Source organism: Pseudoalteromonas sp. PA2MD11, from assembly GCF_017808125.1.
GTDB lineage: Bacteria > Pseudomonadota > Gammaproteobacteria > Enterobacterales > Alteromonadaceae > Pseudoalteromonas > Pseudoalteromonas simplex.
In genome coordinates this window covers 58245-73652 of record NZ_JADKNF010000021.1, presented here as the reverse complement: position 1 = coordinate 73652, position 15408 = coordinate 58245, and the positions used below count along the sequence as shown (strand labels likewise).

The 15408-nt window shown below is 42.6% G+C and carries 10 protein-coding genes and 1 pseudogene; 9 read left to right on the top strand and 2 right to left on the bottom strand.

What is annotated here, in order from left to right; genetic code table 11:
• The first annotated feature begins 128 nt into the window (after window positions 1-128).
• From recC to ISP07_RS18580, 4 genes are read left to right on the top strand one after another with little or no spacing between them, the layout of a single operon-like run.
• Window positions 129-3473, top strand: coding sequence for an exodeoxyribonuclease V subunit gamma (recC, locus tag ISP07_RS18595; protein WP_209328521.1), 3345 nt, complete (start codon window positions 129-131; stop codon window positions 3471-3473).
• A complete protein-coding gene (gene recB / locus ISP07_RS18590; RefSeq protein ID WP_209328520.1) occupies window positions 3460-7035 on the top strand; it encodes an exodeoxyribonuclease V subunit beta in 3576 nt (1191 codons plus the stop codon). Before recC ends, recB begins: the two co-directional genes overlap by 14 nt.
• 44 nt (window positions 7036-7079) lie before the next feature.
• Entirely contained in the window at window positions 7080-9089 is a 2010-nt protein-coding gene (gene recD / locus ISP07_RS18585) for an exodeoxyribonuclease V subunit alpha (RefSeq protein ID WP_228290681.1), read from the top strand.
• A complete protein-coding gene (locus ISP07_RS18580; protein ID WP_209328518.1) occupies window positions 9076-9531 on the top strand; it encodes a GNAT family N-acetyltransferase in 456 nt (151 codons plus the stop codon). Before recD ends, ISP07_RS18580 begins: the two co-directional genes overlap by 14 nt.
• Here ISP07_RS18580 and ISP07_RS18575 read toward each other — a convergent pair.
• Window positions 9528-10157 (bottom strand): trimeric intracellular cation channel family protein, encoded by a 630-nt coding sequence (locus ISP07_RS18575; RefSeq protein WP_209328517.1) that lies wholly within the window; start codon window positions 10155-10157, stop codon window positions 9528-9530. The two genes, ISP07_RS18580 and ISP07_RS18575, sit on opposite strands and share 4 nt — an antisense overlap.
• 116 nt (window positions 10158-10273) lie before the next feature.
• On the bottom strand, window positions 10274-11563 hold the full coding sequence (locus ISP07_RS18570) for an amidohydrolase (protein WP_209328516.1): 1290 nt from the start codon (window positions 11561-11563) through the stop codon (window positions 10274-10276).
• Window positions 11564-11672: 109 nt separating this feature from the next.
• On the opposite strand from ISP07_RS18570, the gene ISP07_RS18565 reads away from it, so the two are divergent.
• From ISP07_RS18565 to ISP07_RS18545, 5 genes and pseudogenes are all read left to right on the top strand, one after another.
• Window positions 11673-12335, top strand: coding sequence for a Crp/Fnr family transcriptional regulator (locus tag ISP07_RS18565; protein ID WP_209328515.1), 663 nt, complete (start codon window positions 11673-11675; stop codon window positions 12333-12335).
• A gap of 54 nt (window positions 12336-12389) precedes the next feature.
• Window positions 12390-12794 (top strand): hypothetical protein, encoded by a 405-nt coding sequence (locus ISP07_RS18560; RefSeq protein WP_209328514.1) that lies wholly within the window; start codon window positions 12390-12392, stop codon window positions 12792-12794.
• Between the two features lie 104 nt (window positions 12795-12898).
• Window positions 12899-13402 carry a DUF962 domain-containing protein gene (locus ISP07_RS18555; protein WP_209328513.1) on the top strand — a complete coding sequence of 168 codons (504 nt, stop codon included), beginning with the start codon at window positions 12899-12901 and terminating at the stop codon, window positions 13400-13402.
• Between the two features lie 21 nt (window positions 13403-13423).
• Window positions 13424-14212: an SDR family oxidoreductase gene (locus ISP07_RS18550; RefSeq protein WP_209328512.1), complete on the top strand. Its 789-nt coding sequence runs from the start codon at window positions 13424-13426 to the stop codon at window positions 14210-14212.
• Window positions 14213-14390: 178 nt separating this feature from the next.
• A pseudogene (locus ISP07_RS18545) lies at window positions 14391-15392 on the top strand (branched-chain amino acid aminotransferase); the annotation flags it as partial.
• Window positions 15393-15408: the final 16 nt, after the last annotated feature.

Below are 15408 nucleotides of genomic sequence, written 5' to 3'. Positions count from 1 at the left end.
ACACATGCCCGCAGCTCATGCCCGCAAACATGGAATAAGCCTTGTTTGCGGGCATTTCTCTCTATCCCATCTAATTAAAATATCTTACACTGTGTCAATTAGTTAGTTTCAAGCAAGGACAGTGTAAAGTGCTGAATATAATTCAATCAAATCGCATGGAAGCACTGCAAGCGCGGTTTCACGCTCTTCTTAAAGTTAATCCGTTAACGAGCCCTTTTAAAAAAGAAATTGTGCTCGTGCAGTCACCGGGTATGTCGCAGTGGCTAAAAATAGGTTTAAGCGAACACTTAGGGATTGCCGCTCAGGTCGATTTTCCGCTGCCTTCGAGTTTTATTTGGCAGCTTTACCAACAATTATTGCCAGATGTACCCAGTGAATCTCCGTATAACAAAGCGAACCTTGCTTGGAAGCTGTTTGCGATTTTACCAAACTGCATTGATGAGCCGCTGTACTTACCACTTAAAACCTATTTAGAGGGTGACAGTGAAGGGCAAAAAACCTTTGCCTTGTGCGAGAAAATTGCCGACGTTTATGACCAATACTTAATGTATCGCCCTAATTGGATTGCCACTTGGGAGCAGGGCATCGATGAACTTGATGATGTTGATGTGGGCATTGCGCCATGGCAGCCAGATCTCTGGCGTAAGCTGGTGGCGCATAGTAAAGAACTAGGGCAAAGCCAATATCACCGCGCCAATATGCAAGACAAACTCCTTGCAGCCCTTGAAAAAATGGACGCAAGCCTATTACCTGAGCGCATTAGTTTATTTGGTATTTCTGCAATTGCGAGTAGCCAGCTTGAAGTATTTCAGGCCATTGCGAAAAAAACGCAGGTGTTTTTGTTTTTCTTTAACCCGAGTGAGCATTATTGGGGCGACACACTCGATGAAAAAACAGCAGCCAAGATTGCTGCTAAATATGCTAAACGCCCGCAGTTGCAAGCGCTTGAAGACAGCGCGAAAAACCCTGATCACGAGTACTTTTTTATCGGTAACCCGTTACTCTCGTCATGGGGTAAATTAGGCCGAGACTATTTTGAGCAGTTACTGCAACTAGATGCGCAGTGGCTTGACGGATTTGATAACGAGTTTGATCAAAGCTTGTTATCGCAAATACAGTCTGAAATTTATCAATTAGCCTTCAAGGGTGAGTCATTAACGCCTGATAAAGAATGGTTCATTAATGACGAAGGCAAACTGCCAATTCAGGCTGATGACACCAGTATTGTGCTGAGCGATTGTCACACGCCACTTCGTGAAGTCGAACGACTACATGATTACTTACTCAATTTATTCAATGAAAATAAAGAGCTAACACCGAAAGATATTATTGTAATGATGCCGGATGTTGGCACATACAGCCCGTATATTGAGGCGGTGTTTGGTGGTGCAGAAGGACGACGCTTTATCCCTTATGCGTTAGCCGATTTAGCCATAGAGCAAGAAAAACCTGTGCTTAGTTCGTTTGCTAGTTTAGCTGACTTACCATACTCACGCTTCGGTGTATCTGACATTCTTGATTTACTGCAAGTCACTCAAATTGCCGAGAAGTTTAACCTCGAAGCCCATGAATATGAGCAAATTGGTTTTTGGCTTGAACGCGTTGGCGTTAAATGGGGCTTAGATGCCGCCCACAAAGACAGTTTTGGCTTACCCGCAATAGATTTAAATACCTGGCAACATGGCTTAAACCGTTTGTTATTAGGTGTTGCACAACGTGATGAACAACTGCCTTTCTCGGGGATTTACAGTGCCGATGAAGTTGAAGGTATGGCACTGAATACCTTAAATAAACTCATTGAATTTATTGATGTACTGGCACGATATAAAGCTAAGCTGCAAGCTGATGCACCGCTTAACGAAAAAGCAGAAATTCTAAAAGAATTATTAAGCGATATATACAGCGATGAAGGCGAGCAAAGCTGGGATTTATTAGTACTGCAAAAAGTGCTCGATACACTGATTAAGCATTATGATAATGGCGATTACCAACAAGCTGTTTCGCAGCGCATTGTGAGTTACTTGGTTAAACAAGGTATTCAAGAAAAAGGAGTAGGGCAGCGCTTTTTAGTGGGCCAAGTTAACTTTTGTACGTTGATGCCAATGCGTGCGGTGCCATTTAAAGTGGTGTGCATGCTAGGTTTAAATGATGCAGATTACCCGCGTACCGTTCAGCCAATTGGTTTTGATTTAGTGCCTTTCTCAAAACGCCAAAAAGGCGACCGCTCTCGCAAACTTGATGACCGTTACCTGTTTTTAGAAGCGATTTTAAGTGCCCGTGAGAATTTATACATCAGTTATATTGGTCGTTCTTGCTTTGATAACCAACCAAGAATGCCCTCAACTTTAGTGAGCGAGCTTTTGGAATACATAGCCCGTAGTTTTGAATTTGCTGATCAAGACACTCACTTAAAACTACCAGAGGCATTGATTAATTATCAGCACTTACAACCATTTAACCCGGCTTATTATCTGACCACTAACAAAGAAGGTAATAAAAGCCAAACTGATGACGAGCAAAAAGCAAACAAACAGTTAGCCACACAATTACACAGCTATAACCCTGTGTGGATGCCAACTCAAGCTGTTAACCCTGAGCCACAACAAGCGCTTAGTGTACAGCCAGAAAGCAGTGTTGAGTTAACTCAGTTTATTCGCAGTATTTGCCAGCCGCACGAGAGCTTTTATCAACAAAGTTTGGGTTTACGCTTACCGCAATTTAACGATATCGCTAAAGATGAAGAGCCATTTAGTTTAGATGCATTACGTCGCTACTTTTACCTCGATGAAATTCTCGAAGCGAGCATTCAAGAGCTACCGCTTAATAAAGCGCAAATTATGCAGCGCGGTGAATTACCCCAAGCCCATGTTGGCGACCTTGTGTTTGAAAGTATGCAGCACCGAGTTGATGCGCTTGCTGGGCAAGTGAAAGCGCATATTCAAGGTGATGAAGCATTACCCGTTGAAGTAAATATTAAAATAGCCAACACCACTTTAGAAGGTTGGTTAAATCATATTTATGGTCAAAAACAGGTGTTTTATCGCTCCGCCAGTATTAAAGCAAAAGATGTTATTCGCGGCTTTGTGCATCATTTAGCGGCGCAAATAATGGGTCAGCCGGTTGAAACCCTTATTCTTGGTTTAGACAAGCAAATTAGTTTTTCACCCTTGTCAGAAGACGATGCCCGCAGCTATTTAAATGATTGGTTTTCGCTTTATGAAACGCTTTTAACTCGCCCTGTGGCGTTTTTCCCGGTCAGTGGTTACGAGTACATAAAAACAGACAAAGACATGGTTAAAGCAAACAATAAATTCGCGCCGCAATACATAGGCATAGGAGAAGGTGAGAACCCATACATTCGCTTAACCATAAAAAGCCTTAAAGACTGTGAAGAAGAGTTTATAAAATGGAGCGAGCTGCTGTTATCGCCAATTGTTGAATTAGCACAGGAGGCAGATCATGCAAACGCTTAATCCAATGAGTATGGCGCTGTGTGGGCAAAGCCTTATTGAAGCCAGTGCCGGTACAGGCAAAACCTACACCATCACAGGTTTGTATTTACGGTATTTGTTGGGCTTACAAAAAGCGACCGGTGAAGATGAAGCATTAAATACGCCTCTAAGTGTTGAGCAAATACTGGTGGTGACTTTCACCGAGGCTGCAACTCAAGAAATTAAAGACCGTGTGCGGGCGCGTATAATCGATGCCAGAGATACACTGCTTGGTAAAAAGCCAGATGATGAGCTGATTGAGCAAGTAATTAATGAGGTAACTGACAAACACGCCGCATTTGATTTGCTAGACGCTGCGGCAAAGTCGATGGATGAAGCCGCTATATTCACCATTCATGGCTTTTGTCAGCGAATGCTGAAACAACATGCTTTTGAATCCGGCGTGGCGTTTAACTTAGAGTTTATTTTAGATGAGCGTGAGCTTATTCAAGAAACCCTTAATGACTTTTGGCGTGCCTTTGTTTACCCACAATCAAAAGAGCGCACCCAAGCAATTACCGATATTTTCCCAGTGCCGGCGTCACTGTATTCACAGATAGTGAGTTTACTCAATAAACAAGGGGCAACAATTACCCCTGAGTACGACCTTGACGATATATGGCAAGCGCGCGATAACTTTGTGGCAAAAGTACCGGCATTTAAAACGGCGTGCCGTGAGAGTGAGTTTATTAATGCTGTAAAAGCATCAGATTTAAGTGGTTCAAAAACCCCAGGTCGAAAAAACAGCCTTGCAGCGCTTGAAGAATACTTAAGCAATGACGAGTTGTTTTTTGTATTTGGTACCAGTAAATACTCTTTTGAAGTGTGGAGCACAGAGAATTTAAGCGACCCTGCGAATTATAAGAAAAACGGCAGCTTACTTAGTCATGCAATGCAGGCTCAGTTTGATGAAATGGCCACTCTCAGTAGCCTTATCAATAACGGCTTGAATATTGCGATAGTGCAATACGCTGCTAAATGGGTGGCAAATGCATTAGTTAAACGCAAGCAAGAGCAAGGCGTTATTACTCCAGATGATTTACTGAGCAACTTGCATCAGGCACTTTTAAGTGAGCAAGGCCAAGCGTTAAGTGAAAAAATTGCCGCCTTGTTTCCAGTTGCCATGATTGACGAATTCCAAGATACCGACCCAGTTCAATATGGTATTTTTAGCCGCATTTATGGCAATAAAAACACCACGCTTGCCATGATAGGTGATCCAAAACAGGCTATTTATGGTTTCCGTGGTGCAGATATTTTTACTTATATTGGCGCAAAACAAGCCGTTTCAGATGACAAGCAATACACCCTAGATACCAACTACCGCTCAAGTGAAGGGGTTGTTGATAGCGTAAACCGTTTATTTGCTAAAAATGCTAATAGCTTTATTTACAACGATGCGATCCCATTTCAAAAGGTCAATGCTAAAGGAAAACAGCAAGACAAAGCGTTTTTAATAAACGGTGAAATGCCAAGTGCGTTTGAATTTTCGGTTTTTGTTGATGAGTACGCCGAAGCCAACAACAAGCCAACCAGCAAAGGGGTGGCTCAACAGGCATTGGCTTTGCAGTATACAAAAAAAATTACTGAGCTACTCAAGCAAGCCGCTGCAGGCGCTGCAACCATTGCAGGAGTACCACTAACTGCCGCCGATATCTGTGTGTTAGTGCGTGACCGAAACGAAGCACAGCTGATGAAAAACGCACTAGCAGAAGCCGCCATTGCCAGCGTGTATTTGTCCCGTGATAGTGTGTTTAACCAAGAGCTTAGTCATCATTTACTGAACTTTTTAACGGCATTGCATGGTCAGTATGATGAGTCATTACTGCGTGGTGTACTAGCAGGGCCATTGTTTTGTTTAAGCTACAACCGTATTTATGAGCTTCACGAAAATGAAAGTGCATGGCAAGAGCATTTAAACTTTTTTGCTCAGCTTGCTCATATTTGGCATAAGCAAGGCGCAATGGCGATGCTCGAGCGTTTATTAAGCCATAATCAACTTGCAGCGCGCTGGCAAGGCTTAGGCTACAACGTTGAACGCTGGCTCACCGATTTCCGCCATTTAGGGGAGATCTTACAGCAAAAGCAAATTGAGCTTGAGGGCACCCATCGATTGCTGCGTTGGTTTGCGCAAAAAGTTAGTCAACAAGATGGTGAAGCGGTGCAAGTTCGCCTAGAAAGCGATGCTAATTTGGTGAAAATTGTCACTATGCACGCCTCAAAAGGCTTAGAGTACCCGATTGTATTCATGCCGTTTGCCTGTGGCTATCGCGAAAGCAAAGAAGCCCTTTACCATAAAGACGGTAAGCTTATTTATGACCTTGCTAAAAGTGACGACGCAATGCAAAAAGCAGAGCAAGAGCGCTTGGCTGAAGATTTACGCTTACTTTATGTGGCGCTGACACGTGCCGTGCATTTTTGTTCTGTGGGGATGTATAACATTGCCCAAGGTCGTAGTGCTCGCCCAGGTATTCAAAGTACTAGCATTGGCCACGTATTATTTGCAGGGTTAGAGATTAAATCGGGCGATGAATGGCGCGCATTGTTACAACAATTTTGTGAAGGCTCTGCGCACATACACTATGAGGCGTTTAGCCAAGCGGATGAGCTTGAGAAGTTAACATTTGCTGGTGCTGACAGTGAGCAAGCCTATCAAGTTAATACTGTTAAAGCAGACATTCAGCGTGATTGGCGCTCAACCAGCTTTAGTAGCTTAACGCTGAAAAAGCATACTGACCATATTGAGCTTGGGCGCAGTGATGAAGACCATGAAAAAGATGAGTTTTTAGCCCAAAATGCCAATGCTTTAACACCTTACAGCTTCCCTAAAGGGGCAAAGCCGGGTAGTTGTTTGCATGAAATATTTGAGCAACTAGACTTTACCGACCCTTATGCGTTAAAGCGTCCAGCCACTGAGCAAGACGACCACGCACTTGATAAAGTGATCAAAACGTTATTCGAAAAATACCATATTGACGATAGCTGGCAGGAGATGACCGAGCAGTGGATCCTTGCTGCACTGAATTGCCCATTAAACGATAAAGGGCTTAGTTTATCAGTACTTGAACCTGAGACCTGTTTGGTCGAAATGGAATTTAACTTACCGTTGTTATCACTCTCAAGCGATAAGCTTAACCAGGTTTTAGTTAAACATTTTAACTTACCCGGACAGCTTGATTTTAGTGAGGTGCAAGGCTTACTAAAAGGCTTTATAGATTTAATATTTTGCTGGCAGGGTAAGTATTATATTCTTGATTATAAATCGAACTTTTTAGGTAACAGTGCGGCTGACTACCAACATGAGCAACTAGAGCAAGCCATGACCAGTCACCAGTATCATTTGCAGTATTTGATATATACCGTGGCATTGCACCGTTTATTAAAACAACGTATTCAAGATTACGATAGCGACACGCATTTAGGCGGTGTTTACTACACCTTCTTACGTGGCATGAGCGAAGGGCAAGGGGTGTATTTTAATCAGCTTACGAAACAGCAAATAACTGAGCTGGATAGCTTATTCGCACAAGGAGCCATGCTATGAGTCAACTGACATTCGGCTTTGATGACCATGAGCCAAACGAGCCAATGAATAAGCAGCCAGAACAACATGCCCAAAGCGATTTAGTGTTGCCTGCTACAGAACTTAAAACACAGCCTTTACTGAGTTATTTACTTGAGGCAAAACGTATTCGCTTAGTTGATGTTAAACTCGCAGAGCTATTGACTGGCACAGAAACACTGGTAGAGAATAACGAAGCAGCGCACAGTGAGGTTTTTTACCTGATTTTATTACTTGCGGCCGCGCAGCAAAGTCAGCACAGCTGCTTAGAGCTGGTGAATATAAACTGGCAAAATCCGTTTGAAATTAGAGAGCAAAGCTTTGCTGATGCCAGCATTGCAGCCCCTGAGGTTTTAACCCCGTTTGCTATGGAATTTAGCCTTAATGAGGCTGTTAATAAACTAATGAATGCTGAGTGCGTAGGGGACGACAAGCCACTACTGTTGTTTGCGAATAAACTTTATTTTGCCCGATTGGCAGAGTACGAAACCACACTGGCTTCGCGTTTACATCATTTAGCAACGAAAGAACTCACCCTTGATGAAGCCGAATTAACGGCATTACTTGAGGTGTATTTTCCTAATAGTGAACATACAACCAACCCAAGCGATCCTATTAAAACATTAAACTGGCAAAAAGTAGCCTGTGCAATTGCTGCAACAAAAGGCTTTAGTGTGATCACTGGGGGCCCGGGTACAGGTAAAACTACCACAGTAACTAAGCTACTGGCCATTTTACAATCTTTGTATGCCAGTGCACCGCTAACAATAAAGCTGGTTGCACCGACAGGTAAAGCGGCAGCGCGTTTAACCGAGTCGATTTTAGGGGCAAAACAAAAGCTTAGTATGATCCCTGATAATATCGCGCCACTTATTCCTGACAGCGCGCAAACGATTCACCGTTTACTGGGCGTTATTCCACATACCAATAAGTTTCGCCATAACAAGCGTAATCCGCTGCATTTAGATGTACTGATCATTGATGAAGCATCGATGGTTGATTTATCGCTTATGGCAAAACTAATCGAGGCATTACCGAGCCATGCAAGACTTATTTTACTGGGTGATAAAGACCAATTAGCCTCGGTTGATACGGGCAGTATTCTTAGCGACCTATGCCAAGGGTTAGAGCTTGGCAAAATGCCTGATTACAGCAGTGAAAGAGCAGCGCAGCTTAATCGCGTTTGTTTTAATAATCAGAGCGAAATACCCGCGGCAAGCAGTCATTTTGTACTTAACGATTGTATTGCGTTTTTACAGCAAAGTTATCGTTTTGATGGCAGTAGCGGCATTGGTCAATTAGCACAAGCTGTAAATACCAATAACAGTGGCTTACTGGGCTACGTTGAGCAAACGATCAATCAAGGTGGCTTTAAAGACCTTAAACTTAATTACAGTGTAATTAGTAAACCGATAGAGCAGTTTGTGCAACAAGCGGCGTTGCAATATCACGATTATTTGCAGCTTATCCAGCAAGGGGCAAGTGTTGCCAGTGTGCATAAAGCCTTTGCGCATTATCAGTTGCTGGCAGCCGTCAGAGAGGGAGATTATGGTGTAAATAGCCTTAATCAGCGTATTGAAAAAGCACTGGCTCAACAAGGTTTAATCTCGCCATATCAAAGGCATTACGTGGGTATGCCAATTATGATCAGCCAAAACGACTACCAGCTAAAACTGTTTAATGGCGACATCGGTATTTTAATGCACGATGAGCAAGGTCAGTTAAAAGCCATGTTTGTTGATGAACAAGAAAATATTCGTGCCTTTTCGCCCGCACGTTTACCTGCTCACGATAAAGTGTATGCCATGACAATTCATAAGTCGCAAGGTTCTGAATTTGCTTATACCGCAATGATTTTACCACCAATAAAACAGGCTAATCAGGGCATTAACAGGCAATTGGTTTACACGGGTATCACCCGCGCGAAAACCACATTTGAGCTGGTGGCCGATAAAAATATATTGCTCATGGCAATGAATAAATCTGTTACTCGTGCATCAGGTTTATACGATAGGTTAAAACATGAGGCTAGTTAATGTAACGAGTGACCAACTCAACGAGTTAATGGGTTGGTTTAACTCAGAGGCTGAACTGCGTATTTGGTCTGGGCCATTTTTTAATTACCCATTTGATACGCAAAGCTTTAAGAATGATTTAAACCTAGATGCGCTGAATTCCTACACGTTGATTAATGACGAGGGCCAGATGTTAGGGTTTGGTCAATACTATTTACGTGAAGGTCGTTGCCATTTAGGACGGCTAGTTATCGCGCCAAGTGAGCGAGGCAAAGGTCTTGCGAAAGTGTTGATAAATTTACTAGGAGAGCAGGGCAAACAGCAGTTGCAGTGTGATAGCTTGTCGTTGTTTGTATATACCCATAATACCCTTGCTCAAACAGCTTATGAAAAACTGGGGTTTATTCAAACCCAATACCCCGCTGACATGCCACTCGATGGCTGTATTTATATGACCTGCTAAGAACGTTTAAAGCTGCTTTTACGAAACAGGTTAGGTTGCCAACCAAAGTGTATGGCGCCTAATCTTAAGCATACCGTTACCGTAAATGCGCCAAGAATGCACCAAATATAACTCACCTCTAGGGTGAATAAAGCCGCGTAAGTTAACCCGCCAGATAAGCAAGCGGTTGAATAGAGTTCTTCACCCATTACTAAAGGCACTTCTCGGCAGATCACATCACGCATCAGGCCACCAAAAATACCTGTGGTCATACCCATGGTGATGGCAACAATCATATCTGCGCCGCCGATCAGCGCCTTTTCGATACCAATAATGTTGAAAATTGCCATCCCTACGGCATCCATTAATAGCATGGTGGTGTTACTTAAATCGGGTAAGTGACGAATAGATAAAATAGAGGCGAATATGGCTATATAAGTTGCGTACAAATAATCGGGCTGAGCTATCCAAAATACTGGTTTGTTGAGCAATATGTCTCGAAGTGTTCCACCACCCAGAGCTGTGACTGTGGCAACAACCACCACACCAAAACCACCGACACTTTTTTCATGGCCCAGCAAGGTGCCAGAAATAGCAAAAAACGCTACACCGATAATGCTTAAAAAATGAAAGTATTCTGATGTCATGGGGTTTCCTTACCTGTTTACAGTAATCTAACACTAGCAAAATGAACTTTATTGATGCTGAACAGCTAAGAAAATAGGGCGGATAGTGATGTCACCCGCCGGTAAGGAAATTTTTATTATTTTAGGTAATCAACCACTAATTGCGTCATTGCATTTACGCCAAGCTGTAAAGCTTTTTCGTCTGCAAAAAAGTGTGGTGAATGGTTACTAGGTGCTGTAACTGCATCTTGACCTTTTGGTGTGACACCTAAGAAAAAGAACATGCCTGGTGTTTCTAAGGCGTAGTAACTAAAGTCTTCAGCACCTGTGATAAGTGGCGTTGTGATCAGGTTTTCTTTGCCAACCACACCAGCAAGAGTTGGTGTCATTTTCTTGGTTAATTCAACATCGTTCACTGTTACTGGGTAACCATGATCAATGTGAACATGCGCTTCTGCACCACCTGATTCAGCTACCATCTCAGCGGTTTTAGCTAAACGTTTTTTAATGTCAGCACGCATTTCTTGGTCAAAGGTACGGATTGTGCCCACCATTTCAACTTGATCAGGGATGATGTTGTTACGCACACCGCCATTAATGGCTCCAAATGAAACCACCGAAGGCGCTTTGGTTACATCAACTTGGCGTGAGGCAATGGTTTGTGTTGCCATAATAATTTGTGATGAAGCCACAATTGGGTCAACCCCATTCCAAGGGCGAGAACCGTGAGTTTGGCGACCTTTTACTGTGATAGTAAATTTGTCGGCGCTGGCCATTAGCGGCCCTTCACGAAAACCAATTTGTCCGGTATTAAGTGAGCTGGTTACGTGTAAACCAAATACGGCTTCTGGCTTTTCTTTAAATAAGCCTTCTTTAAGCATCAGCTCAGCACCACCTTCTTCGCCATCTGGTGCACCTTCTTCAGCAGGTTGGAAGACAAACAGAATATCACCCGCGAGCTCTTCTTTAATTTTTACTAAAGACTCAGCGGCTGCCATTAAAATAGCCACATGGTTATCATGACCACAGGCATGCATTACGCCAACGGTATTGCCTTTGTACTCTGTTGTTTTAGTTGACGCGAAAGGTAAGTCTACTTGCTCTTTAACAGGTAGTGCATCCATATCAGCACGTAGCGCAATAAGCGGACCTTTTTTGCCCCCTTTAAGTTTTGCAACCACACCTGTATGTGCCACACCTGTTTGAACCTCAAGGCCTAACGAACGTAAATGCTTAGCCACGTATTTGGCTGTTTCAAACTCACGGTTACTAAGCTCTGGGTATTGGTGTAAATGACGGCGCCATTTAATGACTTTTTCGCTGACGCTTTTATTGGCAGATTTAAGTTCAGAATTAATATCACTCGCAAATGCAGGGGTAGAAATAGCACTGAGAAGTAGGCTGGTCGAAAGTAGTTTGTTTAACATCCCGTATCCTTTTATTATTTGGATATCCAAACAATCTGTGAAACGCTGAATTCTGCATTTTGAGGTGGCTTGGATATATGCACACTACTCCAATGTAAAGGATAAACACTTGAATGAACAAGACCTTTCGGTAATTAACCAAGACAAATGGTTTAAAAATCGCACACAATTATTTAGGGACAAGCTAGTAAAAAATGCTAAATTAATCACCTTAAATGCGGGTGATGCATTGTTTTTGCGTGGTGATGAAAATACCGGTCTGTATTGTGTTATTAATGGCGTGCTTAGAGTTTCTGGGGTTAATAGCCAAGGCAAAGAAGCCGTGCTCAGTTTTGTAACTGGTGCTATGTGGTTTGGTGAAGTTGCTCTGTTTGATGGTGGTAAACGCACCCACGATGTGTATGCTCAAACTGCGGTACGACTTTTACACGTACCTGAGCGGGCGTTAACTCAGTTATTACAAGAGCATCCTGCTTATTGGCATGATTTTGGTCTGCTGCTTACCAATAAAGTGCGAAACCTGTTTGACTCATTAGAAGATCACGCACTCCTTACAGCAAAGCAAAAGGTGAGTAAGCGGTTGTGCATGCTTTATCAGTCGTCACTCCAAAGCTGTTTGCCGCTTACCCAGCAACAACTTGCCGATATGACCTATTTAACACGGCAAACCATTAATCAAATTTTACAATCCTTGCAAGCTGATTCAATTATTAACCTTAAATATCAAACGATTGAAATTATTGATATCGATAAATTGCAGTCTCAATGCTAGTTTGGAACTAAAATTGCTACAAGGTTGTAATCAAGCTTAAATGGAACACAACTTGTGGCAATTACATTTCATAATCAATATAACCCTTATAACGCTTCGGCTGCTGCTAAGCTGTCGCAAACGGCTCGCACTGAGGGTGTGAAAGCCATGCATACGCCAGCATCTTCAGCACAACAACTTTTACAAAAGCAGTCTGAGTCCAGCTCTTTTTTAGCGCAGGCACAAGAAGCTTTGGTTTATCAGCGGCTCGGGGTTGATAAAGAGAAAATTGATGAAATAAAAGCGCAAATAGAGAAGCTTGCTGAACAAATGCAACAACAAGGTGCCGATACTAAAGCACTGCAAGAAAAAATGAATGAGCTGCAAGCGATGCTCGATGAAGAGTATCAAAAAGGTCGCGAACGCATGGATATGCGACCAGAAGCCGAAAAAGGCAAAGTTATTGATGCGCTGGTTTAATGTGTGAGTTTTAGCTAGCAACTTTAAATGTCGGCTAGTTGACATTCTTGTTGGTGAATTTTCTGCTAATCTGAATTTTGAACACAGTTTTGGCAGGAAAAACAATGAAAACATTAAAACAACAACTGACAAATTACGCCCTTTATCACCGTTCTAAACGCAATATTGTCACTCACTTTATCGGCATTCCATTAATTGTGTTTGCAATTATTTGTTTATTACAACGCGTCACGCTTATCTCAGAGCCTGCCGTTATCTCCTTGGCAACCATGGTGATTGCACTCACCTGTCTTTATTACTTAATGCTTAGCTTATCTATGGGGTTAATTATGGCTGTATGCTTAAGTTTGTTAAGCATTGCTGCTGAGCCTGTGGTGTCGCTTTCAACAGGGTTATGGCTAGCTGTGAGCATTGGCAGTTTCGTTGTTGGTTGGGTGTTTCAGTTTATTGGTCACTATTTTGAAGGTAAAAAGCCAGCCTTTGTTGATGATTTAATTGGTTTGGTCATAGGGCCATTATTTGTATTAGCAGAGTTTTTGATTATGCTTGGTTTTTATAAAGATATTGCTGATCATATCGAACAAAATGCAGGGCCTAACAAAGCATAACAACAATAATAAGGAACACACATGCAATTAAATGGTAAAACAGTTTGGGTTACTGGGGCATCTTCTGGAATTGGTGAGGCACTTTGTGAGCAATTGGCGGCAAAAGGGGCAACGCTAGTACTGTCTGCCCGTAATGAGGAAAAACTCAACGCTCTTAATACAAGACTCGGGGGGAATCATCATGTGGTCGCTCTTGATTTGGCAAAGCCCGAAGCCTTACTTGAAGATATGCCAGCAGTGATCGAGCGAATTGGCCGCATTGATGTGCTTATCAATAACGGTGGGGTGTCGCAGCGTAGTCTATTTTTAGAAAACGAATTTACGGTTTATCGCCAACTGATGGAAGTAAACTATTTTGGTTTAATTGCTTTAACTAAGGCGGTCGTACCCCAGATGGTTAACCAAGGTATGGGCATGGTGGTATCAATTAGCAGTGTAGCGGGTAAAGTCGGTTCAAAATTCAGAACTGGTTATTCGGGCTCTAAGTATGCAGTTGTGGGCTTTATGGATTGCTTAAGAGCAGAACTAGCCGACAAAAATGTGAATTGCCTGACTATTTGCCCGGGTTCAATTAAAACAGCCATTGCGCATAATTCGTTAGATGGCCAAGGTAAACCGCAAAATAAGCCAGAGGAATCAATCGAAAACGGCATGGATGTGGCAAAAGCGGCTGCAAAAATGATTAAAGCCATTGAAGCCGAGAAAGATGAAGTTGTTATTGGTGAAGGAATAAGTGGTTTAGCACCGACTATCAAGCGTTTTTTCCCGGGCTTTTTTAATCGCCTCACAGCAAAAATGAACTACAGATAATTTATAGTCATTTGTTAGCGAATGATTCTCAGTAAACAATGCGCAACTTGGGTTGCGCATTTTTTGTACCAAATGGTCGGATTATTATCACTTTAATCGATAAAAGGCACTAGTTTGCTATGGTTAAACGGGGATGGATTAGCATACAATGGGGTAAAAGTAGTCCAAACAAGAGAGAACAACAATGGCCGCATTTGGTACTGTATTTATGCCACAAATGATCCAAGCACGTTTTGCTGATAACTCATGGAGTGAAAGCGCGCTGGTCCCATCTGATAAAATCGAATTACATGCGGGTGCTCACGTATTACATTACTCAAGCACCTGTTTTGAAGGATTAAAAGCTTTTCGTCACGAAGATGGCTCGGTCTATATCTTTCGTATGGATGCTAACATTGCGCGTATGAAACAAAGCTCTAAGTTACTAAACTTACCTGACTTTGACGAAGGCATGCTTGAGCAAATGATCAAAGACATTGTAAAAGAGTATGCAGACGAAACACCAACACCGCCGGGTTCAATGTATATTCGCCCAACTCACATTGGTACAGAAGCGGCAATCGGTAAAGCGGCTGCACCGTCAATGAGTTCCTTGCTTTATGTATTACTTTCGCCAGTAGGTGATTATTTCTCAGGCGGTGCTACAGCATTACGTGTATTACTTGAAGAAGACGGCATGCGCTGTGCACCACACATGGGTATGGTTAAAAGTGGTGGTAACTACGCAAGTGCATTAGGTCCAATCTTAGAAGCTCGCTCAGAGCATCAAGCAGACCAAATTTTATTCTGCCCTGGTGGTGATGTACAAGAAACTGGTGCTGCAAACTTCATTCTAATTGATGGTGATGAGATCATCACAAAAGCACTTGATAGCACATTCTTGCACGGTGTGACGCGTAATAGTATTTTAACGATTGCTAAAGATTTAGGTATGACAGTATCTGAGCGTAACTTTACTGTGTCTGAGTTACTAGAAAGAGCCGCTAAACCAGGTACTGAAGCTGCGTTATCAGGTACCGCTGCGGTACTTACCTCGGTTGGCACACTTATTCATAACGACCAAGAGTTTAAAGTGGGGTCGGGTGAACCAGGTGAGAAAGTCGCAAAATTACGCCAAGCATTGAATGATATTCAGTGGGGTAAATCAGCAGATACTCATGGCTGGTTAACAAAAGTATAATCGTTGAGGAAATACA

Bases quoted from the DNA above. Each gene is read 5' to 3' on its own strand.
- recB (WP_209328520.1), top strand. From the start codon at position 3,460: ATGCAAACGCTTAATCCAATGAGTATGGCGCTGTGTGGGCAAAGCCTT.
- recD (WP_228290681.1), top strand. From the start codon at position 7,080: ATGAATAAGCAGCCAGAACAACATGCCCAAAGCGATTTAGTGTTGCCT.
- ISP07_RS18580 (WP_209328518.1), top strand. From the start codon at position 9,076: ATGAGGCTAGTTAATGTAACGAGTGACCAACTCAACGAGTTAATGGGT.
- ISP07_RS18575 (WP_209328517.1), bottom strand. From the start codon at position 10,157: ATGACATCAGAATACTTTCATTTTTTAAGCATTATCGGTGTAGCGTTT.
- ISP07_RS18570 (WP_209328516.1), bottom strand. From the start codon at position 11,563: ATGTTAAACAAACTACTTTCGACCAGCCTACTTCTCAGTGCTATTTCT.
- ISP07_RS18555 (WP_209328513.1), top strand. From the start codon at position 12,899: ATGAAAACATTAAAACAACAACTGACAAATTACGCCCTTTATCACCGT.
- ISP07_RS18550 (WP_209328512.1), top strand. From the start codon at position 13,424: ATGCAATTAAATGGTAAAACAGTTTGGGTTACTGGGGCATCTTCTGGA.